Source organism: Allorhizobium sp. DMC15 (assembly GCF_056314065.1).
In genome coordinates, this window is record NZ_JBQUZB010000001.1 from 1,411,166 (window position 1) to 1,430,364 (window position 19,199).

The following is a 19,199-nucleotide window of genomic DNA, read 5'->3' on the forward strand; positions in this document are numbered from 1 at the left end:
AGCGTCGTGGATCACCGTCGGTGGTGGTGACGGTGATCCACGACGCCGCACTTGCAATCGCAGCCGAAACTTTCTAAATGCGGATGACCGGCAGCAGCCGGTTTTCTTTGGCTCTTGTTATGCTCAATGTGAGCATAATTATGGGAGGAGGTCGCCATGGAAGTCCAGACTCAGCGAACGGCAGGCGGCGCAATGCCGACTGCGGCCGAGCGTTTCGGAACCCGGGAGCGCCCGGATCTTGATTACACGCCGGCTGTCGCGCGAGAGACAGCGCATCTCTATGAGCGCGTTCGCGACTTCATCCCTGAAATCGAGTGGCCGGTCTTCGCGCCTTATATCCATGCGATCAACCGGCTGAAGAAAGAGCGTGGCGCGGTCATTCTCGCGCACAACTATCAGACGCCGGAGATCTTTCACTGCGTCGCCGACATCAAGGGCGATTCGCTTCAGCTCGCCCGCGACGCCGTGAGTGTCGATGCCGAGATTATCGTCCAGTGCGGCGTACATTTCATGGCCGAGACCTCGAAACTGCTGAATCCGGAGAAGACGGTGCTGATCCCCGACGGCCGCGCCGGCTGCTCGCTGTCGGAATCGATCACCGGTGCCGATGTCCACCTCCTGCGTGAACGTTATCCCGGCGTGCCCGTCGTCACCTATGTGAACACGTCTGCCGACGTGAAGGCCGAGACCGACATCTGCTGCACCTCGGCCAATGCCGTCGACGTGGTCAACAGCTTCGACAGCGACACGGTCCTTTGTATCCCTGACGAATATTTGGCGATGAACGTTGCCAACCAGACGAGCAAGAAGATCCTCACCTGGAAGGGCCATTGCGAGGTTCACGAGCGCTTCACGGCCGACGAGCTCCTGGAATACAAGAAGGCCGATCCCCGCATCGAGATCGTGGCTCACCCGGAGTGCCATCCGAGCGTGCTGGCCGTGTCCGACTATGCCGGCTCGACCAAGGGCATGATCGACTACGTCAAGAACAAGCGCCCGGCCCGTGTTCTCCTGGTCACCGAATGCTCGATGGCCTCCAATATCCAGGCCGAAGTCCGCGACGTCGATTTCGTCAAGCCGTGCAATCTCTGTCCGCACATGAAGCGCATCACGCTGCCGAAGATCCTCGACAGCCTGCTCTTCATGACAGAGGAGGTAACGGTTGATCCCGCGATTGCCGGCCGCGCAAGGCTGGCGGTCGAGCGGATGATCAATCTGAAGAACTGAGGCAGTGCTGCCAGCCGGGGAGGGCTGAATGCCGACCAATCTCGAATCCATGCGCCCACAGTCCTGGCAGGGCATCGACGATATCGTCATCGTCGGTGGCGGCCTCGCCGGCCTGTTCTGTGCGCTGAAGCTGGCACCGCGCCCCGTGACTGTGCTGGCTGCGGCCCCGATCGGGCAGGGCGCGTCCTCCGCCTGGGCGCAAGGCGGCATTGCCGCCGCCATGAGCCCTGGCGACAGCTTCGACAAGCATCTGGCCGATACGGTCGCGGCCGGTGCCGGTCTGGTCGAAGAGAAGATGGCGCGGCTGATGATTTCGGAAGGGCCGGATCGTATCCATGACCTGCTCGCCTATGGCGTGCCCTTCGACCGCGATCTCGAGGGCCATCTCCTGCTGTCTCGTGAAGCAGCACATTCTGAACGCCGCATCGTGCGTGTCGCGGGTGATCGCGCCGGCGGCGCCATCATGGAGGCTTTGATCGCAGCGGTGCGCCGCACGCCATCGATCCGGGTGATGGAAGGGTATGTCGTCGAGGAACTGATCGCCGAAGGCCGCTTCGTCTCCGGCGTCATTGCAAGGCCCGATGCCGGCCAGTCGAAGACGCGTGTTGCCTTTCCGGCCCGGGCCGTCGTGCTGTGCTCGGGCGGTGTCGGCCATCTCTACGAGGTGACGACCAACCCCGCCGAGGCACGCGGCACCGGTGTCGGCATGGCCGCCAGAGCCGGGGCCGTGATCGCCGATCCGGAATTCGTCCAGTTCCACCCGACCGCCATCGACATCGGACATGATCCGGCGCCGCTTGCGACCGAAGCCCTGCGCGGCGATGGCGCGGTCCTTGTCAACCGTGCCGGGCACCGCTTCATGACGGACCTGCATCCCGACGCTGAACTTGCGCCCCGCGACATTGTCGCCCGCGGTGTCTTTGCCGAGGTCGCCGCCGGTCGTGGCGCCTTCCTCGACTGCACCAGGGCGATCGGAGCGAAGTTCGCCGAACATTTTCCAACCGTTTACGCCTCGTGTATAGCAGCCGGTATCAATCCCGTGATGCAGCCCATCCCGGTCGTGCCTGCCGTCCATTATCACATGGGCGGGATTGCCGTAGATGCAGACGGACGCACCTCGCTCGATGGCCTCTGGGCCGCAGGCGAAGTGACGTCCAGCGGCGTCCATGGCGCCAACCGGCTGGCGTCCAACTCGCTCCTCGAAGCAGTCGTTTTCGCCAGCCGCATCGCCGACAGCATCAAGGGCATGCTGCCGGAAGCCTCGCTCTACGAATGGCCCAAGGCGGCCGGCGAGAACGACGATCTCGTCACGCTGGAGGATAGCGCCGAATTGAAGGAACTCCGCCGCCTGATGAGCAGGCATGCCGGAGTGATCCGCGAAGAGGAGGAATTGAAGACCCTCATCCGCGAAATCGCCCGCCTGGAGCGGGAGCGGCCGCGTATCCGCTTTTCCAACATCACGGCAACCGCGAGGCTGATTGCGGTCGGTGCACTCCGCCGCCGGGAAAGCCGTGGCGCGCAGATGCGCTCCGATTATCCGGCATCCGACGAGGCATTCCGGCGCCGCACCTATCTGACGCTGCGTGAAGCAGAGAAGATCGCAGCCGAGATCACCGGTTGACCGTGAAAGGACGAGACAATGACAACACCGGAAAGCTTCCGTCCGCAACTTTCGCCCCTGATGATCGAGGACCTCGTGCGCGACGCCTTGCTCGAGGATCTTGGCCGGGCGGGCGACATCACCACCTATGCGACCATCGGGCCGGAAAAGACGGCGCGGATGACGATCAACGGTCGCGATGCGGGCGTGATCGCAGGCCTCATTCTGGCCGAAACCGCCTTCCGGCTGATCGACCCCGCCATCCGCTTCGAAGCGCTGGTGAGTGACGGCGACCACGTGCACGCCGGACAGGCTCTCGCCCGTGTCGAAGGCCCCGCGCGCGCCGTGCTTTCTGCCGAACGAGTGGCACTCAACTTTCTCATGCATCTCTCTGGCGTCGCCAGTTACACCGCTCGCTTCGCCGATGCGATCGCCCATACGGGGGCCCGGGTCACCTGCACGCGCAAGACATTGCCGGGGCTGCGGGCCGTGGAGAAATACGCCGTCCGCCTCGGCGGCGGCTCCAGCCACCGTTACGGCCTCGACGATGCGATCCTGATCAAGGACAATCATATTGCGGTTGCCGGCGGTGTTGGCCAAGCCATTGCCGCTGCCCGTGCCTATGCCGGGCATCTGGTCAAGGTCGAGGTGGAAGTGGACAGGCTCGACCAGATGCGTCAGGCGCTGGATGCCGGTCCCGACGTCATCCTGCTCGACAACATGACCCCGGACCGTCTGGCGGAGGCGGTCGAGATCAATCGTATCCGCCATGGCCAAACGCCCGAGGTCTATGCCGCCGGACGCGGACGGGTGATTCTGGAAGCATCGGGCAATGTCACGCTCGAAACGATCCGTGCGATTGCCGAAACCGGTGTTGATTATGTCTCGACATCGAAGATTACGATGGCGGCGCCGACAATGGATATCGGATTGGACTCAAGTTTGGTCTGAGCCGGGAAGATATACTGCTTGCCTCTCATCTCCGCGACACTGGCCGGACCGCTGTCGATTCCGAACTTGTGCAGATATCTCATAGACTTGATTTTATATAAGCCGATCCTTCGATAGTTATCATCCACGATTAATAGTTTTGACCACTTTTTGAGAATCCCATACCCCGGAATCGCGGACACGGCACGGTTGTCCAGGCAAATCGCGTATTTTGGCGGATACTCGGAGGGTTCATGACGGGCATCATTTCATCGAACGGAAGCGGATCTGCAGGACGTGTCTCACTGTCCAGCCTCGACACCAACGGTGACGGCATCATCAGCAACGAGGAACTCCAGGCCGCAAAGTCAGGCCGCACCCAGGATCCGACCGTGTCGAGCGAGAATGCCGCGACCGGCGCCCAGTCTCAGTTGCGCGGCAGCATGATTTCCATGCTTCTGCAACTGTCATCGGTGGAAGCGGAAAACGAAGGGGCCCGCGACGCTCGTGACCTGTTCAGCGCCATCGATGCCGACGGAGACGGGCGCATCACCCAGGAAGAATTCGTCGCCGCGCGGCCGGAAGAAATCAGCGAAGACGATGCCGTCGCCCGCTTTGAGGAACTCGACGCCGAGAAGTCAGGCTTCCTCACCGAGGATGCCTTCGCCGCCGGTTTCGCCAGCGGTCCGCGGTCGCTGGACACGGCAGAAGCCGGTGCGTCGACCGACGATACTGTCAGCATATTCGACATTCTCGCGGAAATGGAGCGCGTCATCGACGCTTACCGCGAGAACAGTGGGGAGACGCAGCAGTCCTAAGCGTCTCCAGGGTTCGATCCTCGTACGCCGGAGGGGCGGCTGTGGCGGCAGTCGGCTCACTCCGGTGTACGGGGATTGTCCGACGGTCGGTGGACTTTCGATGCTGGGCCTCCCTCCGCCAGAGCGGCATCCGCATGATAGGTAACCTGCGGATAGGGGATCGAAATGCCGTGCCGGTCGAAGGATGCTTTCACCTTCTTGATCATCGCGCGGGATGTCGGCCAGAAGTCCGATGACTTGGTCCAGTACCACATCGTGATGATGACGGAGCTGTCTGCCAACTGATCGACATGGGTGGCAACGGCCGGGTCCGACAGCACGCGAGGATCGGCCGCAGCGTGATCCTGCATGATCTTTTCCGCAGCATCGATGTCGTCTTCATAGCCGATACCGACCTTGAGCTCGAAACGCCGCGTCTGATGGCGGCTGAAATTGGTGATCGGCACGTTCCACAGGATCGAATTGGGGGCGAGACGGTACAGCCCGTCGGGCGTGCGAAGTTCGGTGGCGAAGAGGCCGATCTCGACGATCGTGCCTGAGATCGAGCCGGTGTCGATATATTCGCCGACGCGGAACGGCCGCAGCACCAAGAGCATGATGCCCGCCGCGATGTTCTGCAAGGTTCCCTGGAGGGCAAGGCCGATGGCGAGACCGGCAGCGCCGAGTGCGGCGATGATCGATGCCGTTTGCACGCCGAACTGTCCGAGAACCGTGACGAAGACGAGGATCAGTGCTGCATAGCGCACGACATTCGCGAAGAAGCGAGCGAGCGTTTCGTCGATGCCGCGCAATTGCAGCAGCCCCGCATGCGTCCACCGGCTGAGAAGGCCCGACAGCCACCAGCCGAGGCCAAGAAGCAGCAGGGCACCGAGGATGGAGAAGGAATATTCGACCGCAAGCCTGCCCGCCTGTGCCAGCGCTGCCTGGGATGCCAGTATGACGTCGCTTGCCTGTTGCTCCATGCCTCATGTCCCGTGTTGTTGACGACAAGGGCTAGATGGGGCGCGGAGGCGATGGGTCAACCGCTCGGGCGTCCGCCGAGTTTGAGTCCGGGAGCGGGACGTTCTTCGACGATCTGCCGCCGGAAGCGGAACAGGGCTGCCGGTCGCCCACCGGTCGCGGCCTGTGTTTCCCCTGTGGCTTCGACCAGTTCGGCGCCTTCGACTAGCCGCCGGAAATTCTGCTTGTGCAAATGGCGGCCCGAGATCGCCTCGACGGTTGCCTGCAGGGCGGTGAGGGTGAATTGCGGCGGCATCAGCTCGAAGATCACGGGCCGGTACTTGATCTTGCTGCGCAGCCGCGCGAGCGCCGTTGCTGCAATCCGCCGGTGGTCGTGTCGCATCGGCCGGCCCAGCGGCACGGCGACGTGCCGGCGGTCGACACGGCCGTCCGACACTGCCTCATCCAGCAACCCGGCCTCGTAGAGAAGCTCGTAGCGATCCAGCACCCGCTCCTCATCGAAGGGAAAGTCATCGAGGCCGAAGGCGAGTTTGAGCCGAGAACGGCGGGATATAGCGGGGCCACGCGTCGCCTCGTCCACGTGTTCTGCGGCCCAGGCTTTCAAGGCCGGCAAAATGACCTGATCGATCAGGCCCGGTCGCCCCTGTCTCCAGTCTTCCCAGGGCAGGAATCCGTACCAGTCGCGCCAGGCAGCCCCCGAGGTTTCAAGCCGCGCCACCCCTTCCGGCTCCAGACGGGTCAGCGCCAGATAGCCGACCGAGACCACATGCGGACCGCTGTCGCCGGGCATGGTGTGCCGCCCGCGATCGCCGAAGGTGTAAAGCTGCTCGATGTAACCCAGTTGCAAGGCCGTCTGTGTTTCCACGGTCTGGCGCAACGACATTTCCATCGTTCGGTGGCGTGTGGGGTCGAACGGCCCGAAGGGCAGGGCATCGAGCCCGCTCTGGCCGGCGGGAACCACCAGAAGGCGCGGCTGTCCCTCTGCGATCGCTACGATCGCGGCATTGAGGCCGATCTCGATATCGGCCGCCGCACTCATGGCGCGACCGGCTCCCGAACGGGAAGCGGCAGCACGAAGGGCTGGTTGCCGTCCGTATCCGCGCCCCGGCCGAGCGCTTTCACCGCGCGAGCAAAACGTCCCTCCCGCCCGAGCATGGCATCGCCGATTTCGACCAGCCGCATATTGGGGGTCGCATAGGGGGAGGCCCCCCGCAGACGCCGCGCCAAGGCGTCGTCGTCGTCCTCAGGATGGACGGCAAGGCTTGCGATCATCGCGGCGGCCGGCGAACGCGACACCCCCATCCAGCAATGCACGATGAGTGGCGCGGATTGGTCCCAACTGCGGGCAAACTCGATGATCTCTTTGACATGCACTTCCTGCGGCGCGATCAGATCGCCGGTGCCGGCAAAGGTGATGTCATTCATGCCAAGCTTCAGATGCCGCTCCGCGCGAATGACGGCAGGCCGGTGAAAATCCTGGTTGGCGGCGAGCAGGCTGATCATCTCCGACGCCTTGTGGCGCACGGCCATTTCCGCGATGCGGGCAAGGGGGGCAACGACGATGGCGCTCATCGAACAACCCGGCTTGCAGCCTGCCGTTCCGCCTCGATCGCCTCGAAACGCTCGAGGAATTTTGCCTGTGCCTGATAGGCGGGCAGCGGATCAATCAGGATCGTGTCACGCGTAAAACCCTTCGGTTGACCGAAGAATTTTCTGGCCTCTGCTTCAGCGAAGCCCGCAAGCACCGTTGCCTCGAAATAGGCGGAAACCATGTCCGCCTTCTTGATCTGGTCCTTCAGGGCAGCCTTTGGATGGGCCGGAAGTCCGAAACGCAGATGGATCGCCGCTTCAAGCCGCTTCTCGACCACCTTGTAGCCACCGCCCACGACCGCTTTGAAGGGCGAGATCATGTCTCCGATCACATATTCCGGTCCGTCATGCAGCAGCGCCATCATCAGATCGTCCGCCGTCGCCTTGGGGCAAGACCGGCGAAAGATGTCCTCGACGATCAGGCTGTGCTGGGCGACGGAAAACGCGTGGTTGCCGGAGGTCTGGCCGTTCCAGCGGGCGACGCGGGCAAGGCCATGGGCAATATCCGAGATTTCGACATCGAGCGGGGAGGGGTCGAGCAGGTCGAGTCGGCGTCCTGACAGCATGCGCTGCCACGCGCGGCCCGAGATGGCGGTCGTTTCCATCATGCCTCAGGCATCCTCTGCGGCATCGGACGGAAAGCTGAGACCGCTCCACGCGGGCAGGGCAAGGGTCACGGGCACGTCAGCGGCAAGCACCGGCACGCCCTTTGCCATGGCTTCGCCGGCCTTGTCGATGCGGATGATCGCAAGCCCGCGTGTTCCCGCAACGGTCCCGAGGGCGCCGATCGGCTTGCCGTCAATGGTGATCTCCGTGCCGGTCGTCGCCAACGGCTGATCGGCCGAGACAAGGACGGCGCGCCGCCGCGCGGTTGAGCGGTGCTGCATGCGCGATACCACTTCCTGGCCGACATAACAGCCCTTGCGGAAGGAAACGCCGCCGGACTTGTCGAACAAAACATCATGCGGAAAAGCGTCCTGCAGCGCGTAATCGGATCCCGATTCGAGAACCCCGTTGAGAATGCGCAGCGCAGCATAAGCCGAGACATCGCCGGGCTCACCGACCTTGCCGACCATACGGCGAACCGGCGTGCCAGCGAGGGCAAAGCGATGATCGAGAACGCCGCTCTCGTCCTCGCCGCCCCAGGTGACGGTGGCGCCGGTTTCTGCGCCGGCAGTCAGCGTTACGGCAGCGCGCAGCTTGTACATCGTCAACCGTCGGATCAGAGCCTCCTGCTGCGCAGCACCGGTATCCAGTACGAAACCGTCACTCGTGCGCCAGATCAGGAAATCGAACAGGATCTTGCCCTGCGGGGTCAAAAGTGCACCGGGACGCGCTTCGCTTTCGGCAAGGCTGCCGAGGTCGGTGGTGATCAGGTTCTGCAGAAAATGTTCTGCATCCGGACCGCCAACATGAATGAAGCATCGGTCAGGCAGGAAGGCTGAAGGCATGAGGTTCACCGTGATGTTGCGCTGCCCGCACAGTTAGGCGCACCAAGTCTAGCCGACAAGCGCACGGCATCACAGCCCACAGTTTGCCGATCCGGTGAATACGTCGTCAGTCACCGACGGTAAAAAACTTCCACTTGCCATCGGGGCTGATGCCGACCCGGAAGAAGTTGTAATTGCCCTGTTCCTGCATCTCCGCGACGTCGCCTGCGGTTACGATCCTGAGAAGCTCGACCCTTTCGCGGGGGGAGAGCAGGGCCAGTGACTTGCCTGCAAAGTAGGGCCAGACATAGGCCTCGTCCGGTGTGCCCTTGTCCAGTTGCACGAAGCCGGTCGAAAGCACATCGAGCAGGATCGCCAGGATCTCTTGGCCTTCGTCGTCACCCGATAGGCCCTTCAGGGCGGAAATCGGATCCTGCTCGGGTGTTTGCAACGGTATCTGTGTCTGATCGGGGCCGATATCGAACAGTGGCTTCAGGGCCTGGATATCGCCGCTTGCTGCCGCGTCCATGATCAGCTTGCGCATGCGGCGCACCGGCTCCGGCGCCTTTTCGATGTCATAGATGACCTCGGGCGCAGCCTCCTCGGCAGTGGCGGGTTCGGTCTCTTCCGACTGCGGAGTCTTGATCAGCGGATCGGGATCGGGAATGACCGGAAAGGCATCGTCCGTCAGATCTTCGTCCTCGCCCGGTTGGGGGGCAGGCGTGACGGTTGAATCTTCGTCCCGCGGATGCGGCGTGATGTCTTTGATATCGGACAGCGCATGGGCCGGGCTCGGCCAGGAGAAGGGAAGGCTGGTGACCGATAGTGCCAGCGCGCCTGTCAAGCAAATGAGCCTGACCCGCGAAGAAATCGTCATTCTAAGCCTCTGCAGTCTGTTTACTGGACCCGACGCTCGGGCGAGAATTCGCCCGCCAGCAGGCGGGTCTTCAGTGCGTCGAGGATAGCCTCAGCGCCGTGTTCGCCATGGATGCGGATCGTTTCGCGCATCGCCAGCGCAAAGGCGGCATCCGCGATGATTTCAGGTTCGATGCCATCCGCCATGCCGTCGGCCCAGGCCTCGTTCTGGTATTCCAACGCAGCCTGCATCTTCTCGTGAACGATCATGTCGTCGATCTCGTTGCGGCGCGGTTCCATGGGCATTCCTCGAAGCACTCTTACTCAGGTCTTAACGACCGTATCAGCCTTTTGCCAAAACGACACGGGGTGAGGCCAAAAGAGGTGAATTAATCGTTAATTTCCATAACGGGCGGTAATTTCTGTGGCGAGTGTTGCGCCTTCGTTACGGTAATTCTCCTCTGCACGAACTGCAGCCGGCGTGCAAGAGGTATAAACGGCGGCAAAAGACCGGTATCCGCGGTTGTAGGCCGCCGTCAGTCTGGCCCGCCGTTTAGGCTCATCCCGGGTCTCTGCCTCAAGCAGCGCCTGCAAGGATTGCCGCCATTCAGGCTCGCCGGATGCGTTGCAGAGATTGCGAAGGTAATGCACGGCCCCCACGATCTCCGATAAGCGTCCGAGGCGATCGTCATAAGGGGTCGGTTTCTCCGTTTCGACGGCGGGCCCCGGCGTGATGACACTGCTGTCCTGCGCTGTTGCGGCGAAAGACGGCAGAAGCATAAGGGAAAGCGCCAGCAGGATGGCGGGCCGATTTGCAGAAAGCAGCATGTCAGCCTCTCGCCTCCGCGGTTGATGACGCAGCGAGTTTTTGCACGCAGTCGCGCACGCTGGGGGGCACCGGCAGGTCGTCAATTTCGTCAGGAAGGAACCAGCCGGCATCGATGGCATCGCTGCGCGCCTCGGCCAGGCTGTCGCCATCCGCGTCGACGCGGAAGACCGACAGCAGATAATGGCTGCCGGCAACGCCGGCTTCCGGCAGGAGTTCGTAGGTTTCGAACAGACGCGGATTCCGCCCGATGATGCCGGTCTCTTCTTCGAGTTCGCGAAGCGCGGTTTCGGCCGGCGTTTCGCCGGGCTCGGCGCGACCGCCGGGAAAGGCATAGAGATCGGCTGCCGGCGGATTGCCGCGGCGCACGAGAAGATAACGCCCGGCCCGTTCGACGATGGCAGACGAGGCGAGGCGGGGTTGGCTCATGCGACAAGGCTCCGGAACGGTGGCGGCTGCCAAACGAAGCAGCGACGTGGGCGAATATCGCGGCTTTTGGCCGGACCCGCAAGCCAGACCGCTGCTTGACCCTCGCCGCCGGGACTGCCATCTAACATAAATGTGCGGACGTTTTGCATTGACCGCGAGCCCGGAAGAGGTGCGCGAAATCCTGAGCCTGATGGAGCTGGAAGACTTCCCGGCACGCTACAACATTGCGCCCACGCAGCCGATTCTCGCGGTTATGGCGGGGCCGCCGACCGAACCGGGGAGCAACAGGCCCGATCGGCTTGCCGTTCTCCTCCGCTGGGGGCTGATCCCCTCATGGGTGAAGGATCCGGCCGAGTTCACCTTGCTGATCAATGCCCGTTCCGAAACGGCGATCGAAAAGGCTTCGTTCCGCGCCGCCATGCGCCATCGGCGTATTCTGGTGCCGACGTCGGGCTTTTACGAATGGCACAGGCCGTCGAAGGAAAGCGGCGAAAAGCCCCAAGCCTACTGGATCCGCCCGCGTCAGGGCGGCGTCGTCTGTTTTGCCGGCCTGATGGAAACCTACATGTCAAAGGATGGAGCCGAGCTCGATACCGGTTGCATTCTCACAGTCGGGGCCAACAGGGCAATCAGCCCGATCCATGACCGAATGCCGGTCGTCATCGCGCCGGAGGATTATACCCGGTGGCTCGATTGCCGCAGCGGCGAGCCGCGCGACGTTGCCGATCTGATGAAGCCGGCGCAGGAGGACCTGTTCGAGGCAATTCCGGTATCGGACCTTGTCAACAAGGTGGCCAATGTCGGCCCGGAACTCCAGATGCCGGTTGTTCCGCGCACCCGGCAGGAAAAGCCCGCCGCGGCAAAACCCGGCGACGGACAGATGAGCCTGTTCTAGCGGTGAGAGGCCAAAGCCTCAGGCGACCTTGGGGGCCGGCTTGCGCTTCAGCATCAGGGCTGCGGCAACCACGGCCTTCAAGCCGAGCGGTCGGTAGTTGGCGGCGAGATTCTGGTTTGCCGGCTTTTGCTGCTCGGCTTCGTTTGCGTTCGACATTGTCATTGTCCTCTGGATGATTCCTGACCCGGTATTTTGTTGTGCGGCTCTCTCTGCGGAGAACATGACAAAAGCGTGACCGAGTCTGTGACTCAAGTCAAATTTCGCAAAAAGCGATACAAAACGAGAGCCCCGCGCAAGCTTTTCGGCTTGCCGGGGCTGGATGCAGGCATTTTCGGGCAAATTTTGCGGGTTTTCAGACGCCGCGGTCGATTTCAGACAGTCCCTTTTCGGCGCTCTCTTCCCCGATCGTGAGGGTTCCGTAGCGCCTGTGCCAGTTGCGGGCGCCGATCGGCAGCGAGCAGAGATAAAGGATAACCGTCACCACCAGCACCTCCCAGGTGAAGCTCATCAGCAGGGCCACATAGAGCACGACACCCAGGATCATCGGGAAGACCAAGTCGCGTCGGATATGGCTGGTCTCTGACTTGCCCGACCAGACGGGAAGGCGGCTGACCAGGAGATAGGCGATCACGATCGTGTAGGCTGCACTTGCATAGGCGAAGGGCTGGGACAGCTCGACCTGGAGGAAGCCGATATACACCGGAAGCAACACCAGAGCCGCACCGGCCGGTGCGGGCACGCCAACGAAGAATTCCGACTGCCAGGGGGCCTTCGTCTCGCGGTCGGCCATGACGTTGAAGCGGGCAAGCCGCAGACCGGCTGCGATCGTATAGATAAGTGCGGCGATCCAGCCCAGGGAGCGTGCCTGATCTAGCACATAGACATAAAGCACCAGAGCGGGAGCCACGCCGAAATTGATGATGTCGGCGAGCGAATCCATCTGCGCGCCGAATTTCGACGTTGCCTTCATCATCCGTGCGATGCGACCGTCAATGCCATCGAGAAAGGCGGCGAGCAGCACCATGGAGACGGCAAGCTCGTACCGGTTTTCGAACGCCAGCCGGATGCCCGTCAGACCGGCGCAAATCGCAAGGACCGTGATCAGGTTGGGGATCACGAGACGCAGTGGAATCTCCCGCAGGCGCGGCCCGCGCGCATTCGGATCCACGGTGGGTGCGGTGCGGCCCTCAGGCGTATTGTTCGGCACCTCCATCTCGCTCTCCCTCAAGCGCGGCGACTGATGACCGGACCCTTGGTCGAACCGAATTCGGCAAGGACCGTTTCACCGGCGATCGCTGTCTGGCCGACGGAAACGCGCGGTTCAGCGCCCGCCGGCAGAAAGACGTCGAGCCGTGAGCCGAAGCGGATGAGACCGAAACGCTCGCCGGCTTCGAGGGTTTCGTTCGGATTGGTCCAGCAGATGATGCGGCGCGCGACGAGACCTGCAATCTGCACGACGCCGATGGCACCGTGCCGCGTCTCGATGACGAGCCCGTTGCGCTCGTTGTCGGTGCTCGCCTTGTCCAGTTCCGCATTCAGGAACTCGCCTTCCTTGTAGGCGATGGTCGTCACGCGGCCGCGCATTGGCGCACGGTTCACATGGCAGTTGAAGACGTTCATGAAAACGGTGATGCGCAGCATCGGTTCGCGGCCGAGATGAAGCTCTTCCGGCGGCACGCTCATCTGCACGGAGGAGACACGGCCATCGGCGGGGCTGATCACCAGATCGTCGTCCTGCGGTGTGACGCGTTCCGGGTCACGGAAGAAATAGGCGCACCAGAGGGTGAGGATAAGGCCGACCCAGAACAACGGGTCCCAGAGCCAGCCGAGCACCAGCGACGCGACGAAGAAGGCCGCGATGAAAGGATATCCTTCCTTGTGCACCGGCACGATCGTCTTGCGTATGGTTTCCAGCAGATCCATGAGTTCCTCGATCGTTAGAAAAACGGTTGCCCGTGACTACCCCGAAAGACCGGCAGGGGCAATGCCGGCTGGCAAATCAACTGCGTTCCTCGCGATTTCGAAGCTTTGTGAAAAAAGATGTCACAAGCACCCGGCTGGCGAGATTCTGTAAATAATTACACCCTAAAAAAAGGGTGCCTGTTGTAGCGAGCGCTGTCTCGCTTCCGCCCAAGGATCTCGAATTGCAACCTGCTTTGAAGAATGAAGACCTGCCGGACCCCGGATCTGCAGATGGTTTGTGCTGGTTCTCGGCCACCGGCCGCGCACAGCCTGCAATCCTTGAACCGTTGCGTGCGGTCTCGGTCTCCGATCCCGGCTTCGTCGCTCAGGGCGCGGTCTGTTTCGTCTCAGCCGATGCGACCTTGCGCGGCAGGGAAGTTGGCGAACTGCGCGCGGTTCATCGGGACGCCGTCTATCTGGTGGCGGTGACGGCCCTTGAGGCCGATCCCGCCCTGCAGGGCGATCTCTTCGAGGCGGGTGCGGACGACATATTGTTCGAGCAGGACATGGAACAACTCGTCCCCTGTCTGATGCGCGCCAAGCGCCACCTCGAACTGCGCGAGAAACATGAACGCTGGCTGCAGGGAATGCAGGACAAGCTGGACATCTGGCAATATGGCCTCGATCATCTCCCGACGCCCATCTATGTGAAAGATGTCAACGGGCGCTATCTCGTCTGCAACGCGGCCTTTGGCCGTTTTCTCGGCGTGGACAGAAGGAATATCCTCGGGCGACGGCTGCAGGAGTTCCTGCCGCAGGACACCGCCGAAGCCTATCATGCCTCCGATCTGAAACTGCTGCGCCAGGGCGGAGTGATGCGGACGGAAACGGATGTATGCCTGCCGGATACGGGCATGCGCCACATCATGGTGCACAAGGCCCGCCTTGATTCCGAAAAGGGCGACATTCGCGGCCTCGCCGGCGTGGTCATCGACATCACGGAGCGCAAGGAACTCGAATCACGGCTCATGGACGCCGCCGAGCGGGATCCGCTCACCAATGCCGCCAATCGCCGCAAGTTCTTCCAGGTCGCATCCGAAACGATCGCAGCCGCAGGGCGGGAGGACGTGCTCGCGGTCGCCGTCATCGACATCGACAATTTCAAATCGATCAATGATGAACTGGGTCACGCGGAAGGGGACGTCACCTTGTGTTCGATCGTCGACGCGCTGCGCCAGCAGGAGGCAGAAGGCATGCTGGTCGCCCGCGCCGGCGGCGAGGAGTTCTTCGTCTTCTTCTCTGGAAAATCCGTCGCGACCGCCCGTGACATGCTCGAAAAAGCCCGCAGCGACATCGCCCGCTATTGCAAGGTTCAGACCGGTGCCGGCGCGGCCGGCACGATCAGCGGCGGACTGGCTTATTTCAATCCGTCGGACGAGACGATCGATCAGGCGTTACGTCGTGCCGATATCGCGCTCTACCAAGCAAAACGAGGGGGGCGTAACCAGCTCCACATTGCCGGGTAAAGCACGTGCCGTCGTATCAGACCGCCGGTGGCCGCCGCACAACGACGCCCAGTTCGTCGCTTTCCCGCACCTGCCGCAGACGTTCTTCGGCCTGAGTGGCCTCGCGCTGGCGGTTCCACATTGAGGCGTAAAGCCCGTTCTGCTCCAGCAGCACGGCATGGCTGCCCCGCTCGGCGATCTCGCCACCCTTCAACACGATGATTTCGTCGGCATTGACGACGGTCGACAGCCGGTGTGCGATGACAAGCGTTGTGCGGTTCTTCGAGACCACGTCGAGGGCCGACTGGATCTCGTGCTCGGTCGTGGTGTCGAGCGCGGAGGTCGCTTCGTCGAGGATCAGGATCGGCGGTGCCTTCAAGACGGTGCGGGCGATGGCCACGCGCTGCTTTTCGCCGCCGGAGAGTTTCAGACCGCGTTCGCCCACTTTCGTGTTGTAGCCTTCGGGCAATTCTCTGATGAAACGGGCGATCTGGGCAACCTCGGTCGCCTGCTCGATCTCCGCGTCCGACGCGCCGGGCCGGCCATAGCGGATATTGTACGCGATCGTATCATTGAACAGCACGGTGTCCTGCGGCACCATGCCGATCGCGGAGCGCAGCGACTTCTGCGTCACCTCGCGCACATCCTGGCCGTCGATCGTGATCGATCCCTGCTGCACATCGTAGAAACGGTAGAGCAGACGGGAGATCGTGGATTTTCCGGCACCTGACGGGCCGACCACAGCGACGGTCTTGCCGGCCGGCACCTCGAAGGAAACACCCTTGAGGATCGGCCGATCGGGATCGTAGTGGAAATGCACGTCCTTGAAGGCGATAGCGCCCTTGTCGATCGAAAGTGCAGCCGCACCCGGCTTGTCCACGACCTCTGCCTCGACTTCGAGGAGGTCGAACATCTGCTCGATGTCGGTCAGGCCCTGGCGGATTTCGCGATAGACGAAGCCGATGAAATTGAGCGGCACGGAGAGCTGCATCAGGAGTGCATTGACGAAGACGAAGTCGCCGATCGTCTGATCGCCGCGCTGCACGGCAAGCGCCGACATCACCATGATCACGGCGGTCCCGATGCCGAAGATCACGCCCTGGCCGAAGTTCAGCCAGCCGAGCGAGGTCCAGACCTGGGTCGCCGACTTTTCATAACGCGCCATCGAGGCATCGAAGCGCTTGGCTTCCATTTCCTCGTTGCCGAAATATTTGACCGTCTCGAAGTTCAAAAGCGAATCGATCGCCTTGGTGTTGGCATCCGTGTCGCTGTCGTTCATTGCGCGGCGAATGCCGATACGCCAGTCCGATGCCCGGATGGTGAACCAGATATAGGTCCAGACCGTGAAGGCGGTGACGGCGAGGTAGGAGAAGCCGTAGGTCCACCAGAAGATCGCAGCCGTCAGCAGGAACTCGATAAGGGTCGGGATCGAGTTGAGGATCGTGAAGCGTACGATCGTTTCGATGCCCTTGGTGCCGCGTTCGATGATGCGCGACAATCCGCCGGTCTTGCGCTCCAGGTGGAAGCGCAGCGACAGCTGGTGCATGTGCACGAAGGTCTTGTAGGCGAGCTGGCGCACGGCATACTGGCCGACGCTGGCAAACAGCGCGTCGCGCAACTGGTTGAGGCCGACCTGCAGGATGCGGGTGACGTTGTAGAACACCACGAGCGCGACGGCACCAAGCAGGAAGGCGGGGAGAATGCCCGCCATGTCGAGCCTGCCGTTCAGTGCATCTGTCGCCCATTTGAAGAAATAGGGGACGAGGATCAGCACGAACTTGGACACGATGAGGAAAACGGTGGCCCAGACCACCCGCATCTTCAGGTCCATGCGATCGGCTGGCCACATGTAAGGCCAGAGATTGACCAGCGTCTCCGTCGGATTGCCGGCGTCGGCCGATACGGTTTTCTTCTTTTTGTCCGCCATGCCCGCCCCCGTCAGTCCACTGCCTGGATAGATAAAAAGCGGCGACCCCGCCGGATCGCCGCTCTCGTCAATTAGGGTTTTGTCTGCCCCAATACAATGACCGGATCGTGAAAGCTCAGTTCACCGGTTCGCCGCGCAGACGTTTGCGGTGGATTTCCTCGGCATTCGGCAGGGCATCCTTCGGAACGGTGAAGATCTGGCCCGGTGCGATCAGGTCCGGATTGCGGATCTGGTTTTCATTGGCGAGGTAGATGGTGGTGTAGCGGACACCCTGGCCGTAGACACGCCGCGAGATCTGCCACAGCGTGTCCCCACGACGGATGATCACGCTGTTGTCGCTCTTGGCCAGCGGCGCCTGCTGGATGGTTTTCGGCTCGGTCGATGCATCCGCGCTGGCGGCCGGCGGCGAAACAGCCTCTGCGGCAGCCGGGGCGGCGGGGGCAGGGGCCGGAGAGGCCGGTGTTTCAGCCTGAAGTGCCGGCTGGTCGAGCAGGCCGCGGATCAGCCCAACGAGCTTGGGCAAGACTGTGCCGAAGCCGTCGACGTCACCCGTCGGAACCGATTGCAGAAGTGCCAGTGCCTCCTTCGCCTTGGCGCCATGGGCGGCGACGGAGGCGCTGAATTCCGGCGCGGCAGCTGTGCCGGCACGGAAGTCGATGATCGACTGCAGGCCGATTTCGGTCGCCGAACGCGCCGCTGCCAGCTGTTCCAGCGCCGGCTTCTGGCCATTGGCGTAAAGGCCTTCGAGAATTGTCAGCGCCTTGGTGAGCGAGATGCGCAGACGTTCGAACTCCGCCTGTTCCGGTGCCGCCTGACCCGCATTGGCGTCGGGTGCGGGTGCCACGACCGAGACCTGCTCGCCTTCCGGTCGCTCGAACGGAACCGAAGCGCGCACGACCACCTTGCCGGCGGCATCCAGCAGTTCCACTTCGATGATGTGGTTGCCAACAGACAGCGCCATCGTTCCGTCAATGACGAAATGCCCGCTGGCATCGGTCTTGCTCTCGCCGATCGTCGCCTTGTCGGCAAAGCCGCGGACGGTGGAGCCGACGGGTGCCTTGCCTGCAACGAAGATCCGGTCGCCTTCGATCTCGACGGCGGTCACCTGGACTTCAGCCGCTGTAACGGCCGGCGTCGTGTTCGCAGCCGGCGTTTCGGTGGCCGGTGCGGCGGCGGGCGCAGCCGAAACGTCCGTTCCGCTGGCCGGTATGGTCGGCGCCGAGCCGGCAAGCTGGCTCGATGCCGCCGGCAGTTCCGGCAGTCCGGTAGCGCCCGGAGCAGCGCTATCGGCGGCCGGTGTGGTGGCCTCCGATGCGGCGGCCACGGCCGGCTGGGTTTGTGCCGTGGCAGCGGGTGTCGCGGCAGGCGCGGCAGCCGTATCGGCGGCACCCGGCAGGGTGATCAGGCGGCTTGCCTTGCCCGGCGTCGAAACCATGGCCAGCAATTCGCCCTTGCCGCCTTCGGGCACGGAAATGGTCGCGACTTCCTCCGAGGTCACGGACTTGCCGTCGGCACCGGTTGCCCGGATCTGCAATGCGTGGTCGCCGGGCGGCAGCGGATTGTCGAGCACGGCAGCAAAGTCGCCGGTGCCATCGACGGTCTGCGACGAGATCACCGCACCGTCGTTGAGAATTTCAACCTTCGCGCCCGGAGCCGCATTGCCTGCGATGACCGTGGAGCCATCCGGCTCGACACGGAGGACGTCGAACCGTGGCAACTCGGACGCTGCGGCTTCCGCCGGAGCAGCCGCAGTCTCAACCGGCTTGCCGAGCAATGCGTCCTTGATCGAGGCAATCAGTCCTGCGGCCTTGGCCGGGTCGTCGGGCAGTTGCTCGATCAGCGCCAATGCGCGAGCAGCATCTGCCTGCAGGGCCTTCATCGTATCCGTGAGCTTGGCATCGAGACCTTCGGGCATTTCGATCGAAGACAGAGCCTGAACCGCACCCTGAGCCAGCGTTTTGGCCGCGCTATAGGCCTCGACACTCGGCGTGCGGCCGTCTGCGAAGAGGGCGGTGATGCCGTCGACAGCCTTTACGGCATCGGCCTTAAGGCGATCCATCTTCTCCGCAGCCGCATCGGCGATGTTGGCCGTGGCGGTCTCGGCGGTCTGCGCGGCCTGATCGGCGGCGGACTTCACCGCATCGGTGGCCGCGCTGATCGCGGGCGCCGTATCGCTCGATTGGTTCAGCCGTGGCATGATGACAAACACCATCAGCAGTGTCACGATGGCAAGTACAAGCAGGACCACCCAGAGGGCACGGTTCTTCATATCTCAAGTCTCCCGGCGGAACAGCCGCCATATCCC

At 62.7% G+C, this 19,199-nt stretch carries 20 protein-coding genes; 6 read left to right on the forward strand and 14 right to left on the reverse strand.

All coding sequences use genetic code 11. From position 1 onward, the window contains the following. Positions 1-156 precede the first annotated feature (156 nt). The 4 genes from nadA (at position 157) to ACT53S_RS06970 (ending at position 4,575) form a co-directional block, all read left to right on the forward strand. The gene (gene nadA, locus ACT53S_RS06955) at positions 157-1,227 is read left to right on the forward strand and encodes a quinolinate synthase NadA (protein WP_476066408.1); all 1,071 of its coding nucleotides are present in this window, start codon (positions 157-159) and stop codon (positions 1,225-1,227) included. Positions 1,228-1,255: 28 nt separating this feature from the next. After that, positions 1,256-2,848, forward strand: coding sequence for an L-aspartate oxidase (locus ACT53S_RS06960; RefSeq protein WP_476066409.1), 1,593 nt, complete (start codon positions 1,256-1,258; stop codon positions 2,846-2,848). Positions 2,849-2,866: 18 nt separating this feature from the next. After that, positions 2,867-3,778, forward strand: a complete 912-nt coding sequence (gene nadC / locus ACT53S_RS06965) for a carboxylating nicotinate-nucleotide diphosphorylase (RefSeq protein ID WP_476066410.1) — start codon at positions 2,867-2,869, stop codon at positions 3,776-3,778. Positions 3,779-4,011: 233 nt separating this feature from the next. Then, positions 4,012-4,575, forward strand: a complete 564-nt coding sequence (locus ACT53S_RS06970) for an EF-hand domain-containing protein (RefSeq protein ID WP_476066411.1) — start codon at positions 4,012-4,014, stop codon at positions 4,573-4,575. Positions 4,576-4,631: 56 nt separating this feature from the next. Here ACT53S_RS06970 and ACT53S_RS06975 read toward each other — a convergent pair whose 3' ends face one another. The 9 genes from ACT53S_RS06975 to ACT53S_RS07015 form a co-directional block, all read right to left on the reverse strand. After that, a complete protein-coding gene (locus ACT53S_RS06975) occupies positions 4,632-5,537 on the reverse strand; it encodes a mechanosensitive ion channel family protein (RefSeq protein ID WP_476066412.1) in 906 nt (301 codons plus the stop codon). Positions 5,538-5,593: 56 nt separating this feature from the next. Further along, complete coding sequence (locus ACT53S_RS06980; protein ID WP_476066413.1) at positions 5,594-6,574, reverse strand: NUDIX hydrolase; 981 nt, start codon at positions 6,572-6,574, stop codon at positions 5,594-5,596. After that, a complete protein-coding gene (locus tag ACT53S_RS06985) occupies positions 6,571-7,107 on the reverse strand; it encodes a tyrosine phosphatase family protein (protein WP_476066414.1) in 537 nt (178 codons plus the stop codon). Before ACT53S_RS06985 ends, ACT53S_RS06980 begins: the two co-directional genes overlap by 4 nt. After that, positions 7,104-7,730 carry an HD domain-containing protein gene (locus tag ACT53S_RS06990; RefSeq protein ID WP_113378177.1) on the reverse strand — a complete coding sequence of 209 codons (627 nt, stop codon included), beginning with the start codon at positions 7,728-7,730 and terminating at the stop codon, positions 7,104-7,106. The genes ACT53S_RS06985 and ACT53S_RS06990 overlap by 4 nt, the downstream gene beginning before the upstream one ends. 6 nt (positions 7,731-7,736) lie before the next feature. Further along, positions 7,737-8,576, reverse strand: a complete 840-nt coding sequence (gene ygfZ / locus ACT53S_RS06995) for a CAF17-like 4Fe-4S cluster assembly/insertion protein YgfZ (RefSeq protein WP_476066415.1) — start codon at positions 8,574-8,576, stop codon at positions 7,737-7,739. Between the two features lie 106 nt (positions 8,577-8,682). Further along, entirely contained in the window at positions 8,683-9,432 is a 750-nt protein-coding gene (locus tag ACT53S_RS07000) for a hypothetical protein (RefSeq protein WP_476066416.1), read from the reverse strand. A gap of 20 nt (positions 9,433-9,452) precedes the next feature. Then, entirely contained in the window at positions 9,453-9,710 is a 258-nt protein-coding gene (locus ACT53S_RS07005; RefSeq protein WP_162750548.1) for a hypothetical protein, read from the reverse strand. A gap of 96 nt (positions 9,711-9,806) precedes the next feature. Next, a complete protein-coding gene (locus ACT53S_RS07010) occupies positions 9,807-10,238 on the reverse strand; it encodes a TIGR02301 family protein (protein WP_142069792.1) in 432 nt (143 codons plus the stop codon). Between the two features lies 1 nt (position 10,239). Next, the gene (locus ACT53S_RS07015) at positions 10,240-10,665 is read right to left on the reverse strand and encodes an NUDIX hydrolase (protein ID WP_142069790.1); all 426 of its coding nucleotides are present in this window, start codon (positions 10,663-10,665) and stop codon (positions 10,240-10,242) included. Between the two features lie 130 nt (positions 10,666-10,795). Between ACT53S_RS07015 and ACT53S_RS07020 the strand changes: the two genes are divergently transcribed. Beyond that, positions 10,796-11,560, forward strand: a complete 765-nt coding sequence (locus tag ACT53S_RS07020) for an SOS response-associated peptidase (RefSeq protein WP_476066417.1) — start codon at positions 10,796-10,798, stop codon at positions 11,558-11,560. Between the two features lie 18 nt (positions 11,561-11,578). Here the strand turns inward: ACT53S_RS07020 and ACT53S_RS07025 are convergent, their stop codons facing one another. The 3 genes from ACT53S_RS07025 to ACT53S_RS07035 all read right to left on the reverse strand — a co-directional run bounded on the left by ACT53S_RS07025 (position 11,579) and on the right by ACT53S_RS07035 (position 13,483). Continuing rightward, positions 11,579-11,716, reverse strand: coding sequence for a hypothetical protein (locus tag ACT53S_RS07025; RefSeq protein ID WP_162750546.1), 138 nt, complete (start codon positions 11,714-11,716; stop codon positions 11,579-11,581). Between the two features lie 196 nt (positions 11,717-11,912). Continuing rightward, entirely contained in the window at positions 11,913-12,773 is an 861-nt protein-coding gene (gene pssA, locus ACT53S_RS07030) for a CDP-diacylglycerol--serine O-phosphatidyltransferase (RefSeq protein ID WP_113378012.1), read from the reverse strand. An 11-nt stretch (positions 12,774-12,784) separates the two neighbouring features. Continuing rightward, positions 12,785-13,483: a phosphatidylserine decarboxylase gene (locus ACT53S_RS07035; RefSeq protein WP_113378013.1), complete on the reverse strand. Its 699-nt coding sequence runs from the start codon at positions 13,481-13,483 to the stop codon at positions 12,785-12,787. 221 nt (positions 13,484-13,704) lie between these two features. On the opposite strand from ACT53S_RS07035, the gene ACT53S_RS07040 reads away from it, so the two are divergent. Beyond that, complete coding sequence (locus ACT53S_RS07040) at positions 13,705-14,988, forward strand: GGDEF domain-containing protein (protein WP_476066418.1); 1,284 nt, start codon at positions 13,705-13,707, stop codon at positions 14,986-14,988. A 16-nt stretch (positions 14,989-15,004) separates the two neighbouring features. Here ACT53S_RS07040 and ACT53S_RS07045 read toward each other — a convergent pair whose 3' ends face one another. Beyond that, positions 15,005-16,894 (reverse strand): ABCB family ABC transporter ATP-binding protein/permease, encoded by a 1,890-nt coding sequence (locus ACT53S_RS07045; protein ID WP_476066419.1) that lies wholly within the window; start codon positions 16,892-16,894, stop codon positions 15,005-15,007. A 115-nt stretch (positions 16,895-17,009) separates the two neighbouring features. Beyond that, complete coding sequence (locus tag ACT53S_RS07050; protein WP_476066420.1) at positions 17,010-19,163, reverse strand: LysM peptidoglycan-binding domain-containing protein; 2,154 nt, start codon at positions 19,161-19,163, stop codon at positions 17,010-17,012. Positions 19,164-19,199: the final 36 nt, after the last annotated feature.

Excerpts from the sequence above, each read along its gene's own strand:
- nadA (WP_476066408.1), top strand. The coding sequence starts at position 157 with ATGGAAGTCCAGACTCAGCGAACGGCAGGCGGCGCAATGCCGACTGCG.
- ACT53S_RS06960 (WP_476066409.1), top strand. The coding sequence starts at position 1,256 with ATGCCGACCAATCTCGAATCCATGCGCCCACAGTCCTGGCAGGGCATC.
- nadC (WP_476066410.1), top strand. The coding sequence starts at position 2,867 with ATGACAACACCGGAAAGCTTCCGTCCGCAACTTTCGCCCCTGATGATC.
- ACT53S_RS06970 (WP_476066411.1), top strand. The coding sequence starts at position 4,012 with ATGACGGGCATCATTTCATCGAACGGAAGCGGATCTGCAGGACGTGTC.
- ACT53S_RS06975 (WP_476066412.1), bottom strand. The coding sequence starts at position 5,537 with ATGGAGCAACAGGCAAGCGACGTCATACTGGCATCCCAGGCAGCGCTG.
- ACT53S_RS06980 (WP_476066413.1), bottom strand. The coding sequence starts at position 6,574 with ATGAGTGCGGCGGCCGATATCGAGATCGGCCTCAATGCCGCGATCGTA.
- ACT53S_RS06985 (WP_476066414.1), bottom strand. The coding sequence starts at position 7,107 with ATGAGCGCCATCGTCGTTGCCCCCCTTGCCCGCATCGCGGAAATGGCC.
- ACT53S_RS06990 (WP_113378177.1), bottom strand. The coding sequence starts at position 7,730 with ATGGAAACGACCGCCATCTCGGGCCGCGCGTGGCAGCGCATGCTGTCA.
- ygfZ (WP_476066415.1), bottom strand. The coding sequence starts at position 8,576 with ATGCCTTCAGCCTTCCTGCCTGACCGATGCTTCATTCATGTTGGCGGT.
- ACT53S_RS07000 (WP_476066416.1), bottom strand. The coding sequence starts at position 9,432 with ATGACGATTTCTTCGCGGGTCAGGCTCATTTGCTTGACAGGCGCGCTG.
- ACT53S_RS07005 (WP_162750548.1), bottom strand. The coding sequence starts at position 9,710 with ATGGAACCGCGCCGCAACGAGATCGACGACATGATCGTTCACGAGAAG.
- ACT53S_RS07010 (WP_142069792.1), bottom strand. The coding sequence starts at position 10,238 with ATGCTGCTTTCTGCAAATCGGCCCGCCATCCTGCTGGCGCTTTCCCTT.
- ACT53S_RS07015 (WP_142069790.1), bottom strand. The coding sequence starts at position 10,665 with ATGAGCCAACCCCGCCTCGCCTCGTCTGCCATCGTCGAACGGGCCGGG.
- ACT53S_RS07020 (WP_476066417.1), top strand. The coding sequence starts at position 10,796 with ATGTGCGGACGTTTTGCATTGACCGCGAGCCCGGAAGAGGTGCGCGAA.
- ACT53S_RS07025 (WP_162750546.1), bottom strand. The coding sequence starts at position 11,716 with ATGTCGAACGCAAACGAAGCCGAGCAGCAAAAGCCGGCAAACCAGAAT.
- pssA (WP_113378012.1), bottom strand. The coding sequence starts at position 12,773 with ATGGAGGTGCCGAACAATACGCCTGAGGGCCGCACCGCACCCACCGTG.
- ACT53S_RS07035 (WP_113378013.1), bottom strand. The coding sequence starts at position 13,483 with ATGGATCTGCTGGAAACCATACGCAAGACGATCGTGCCGGTGCACAAG.
- ACT53S_RS07045 (WP_476066419.1), bottom strand. The coding sequence starts at position 16,894 with ATGGCGGACAAAAAGAAGAAAACCGTATCGGCCGACGCCGGCAATCCG.
- ACT53S_RS07050 (WP_476066420.1), bottom strand. The coding sequence starts at position 19,163 with ATGAAGAACCGTGCCCTCTGGGTGGTCCTGCTTGTACTTGCCATCGTG.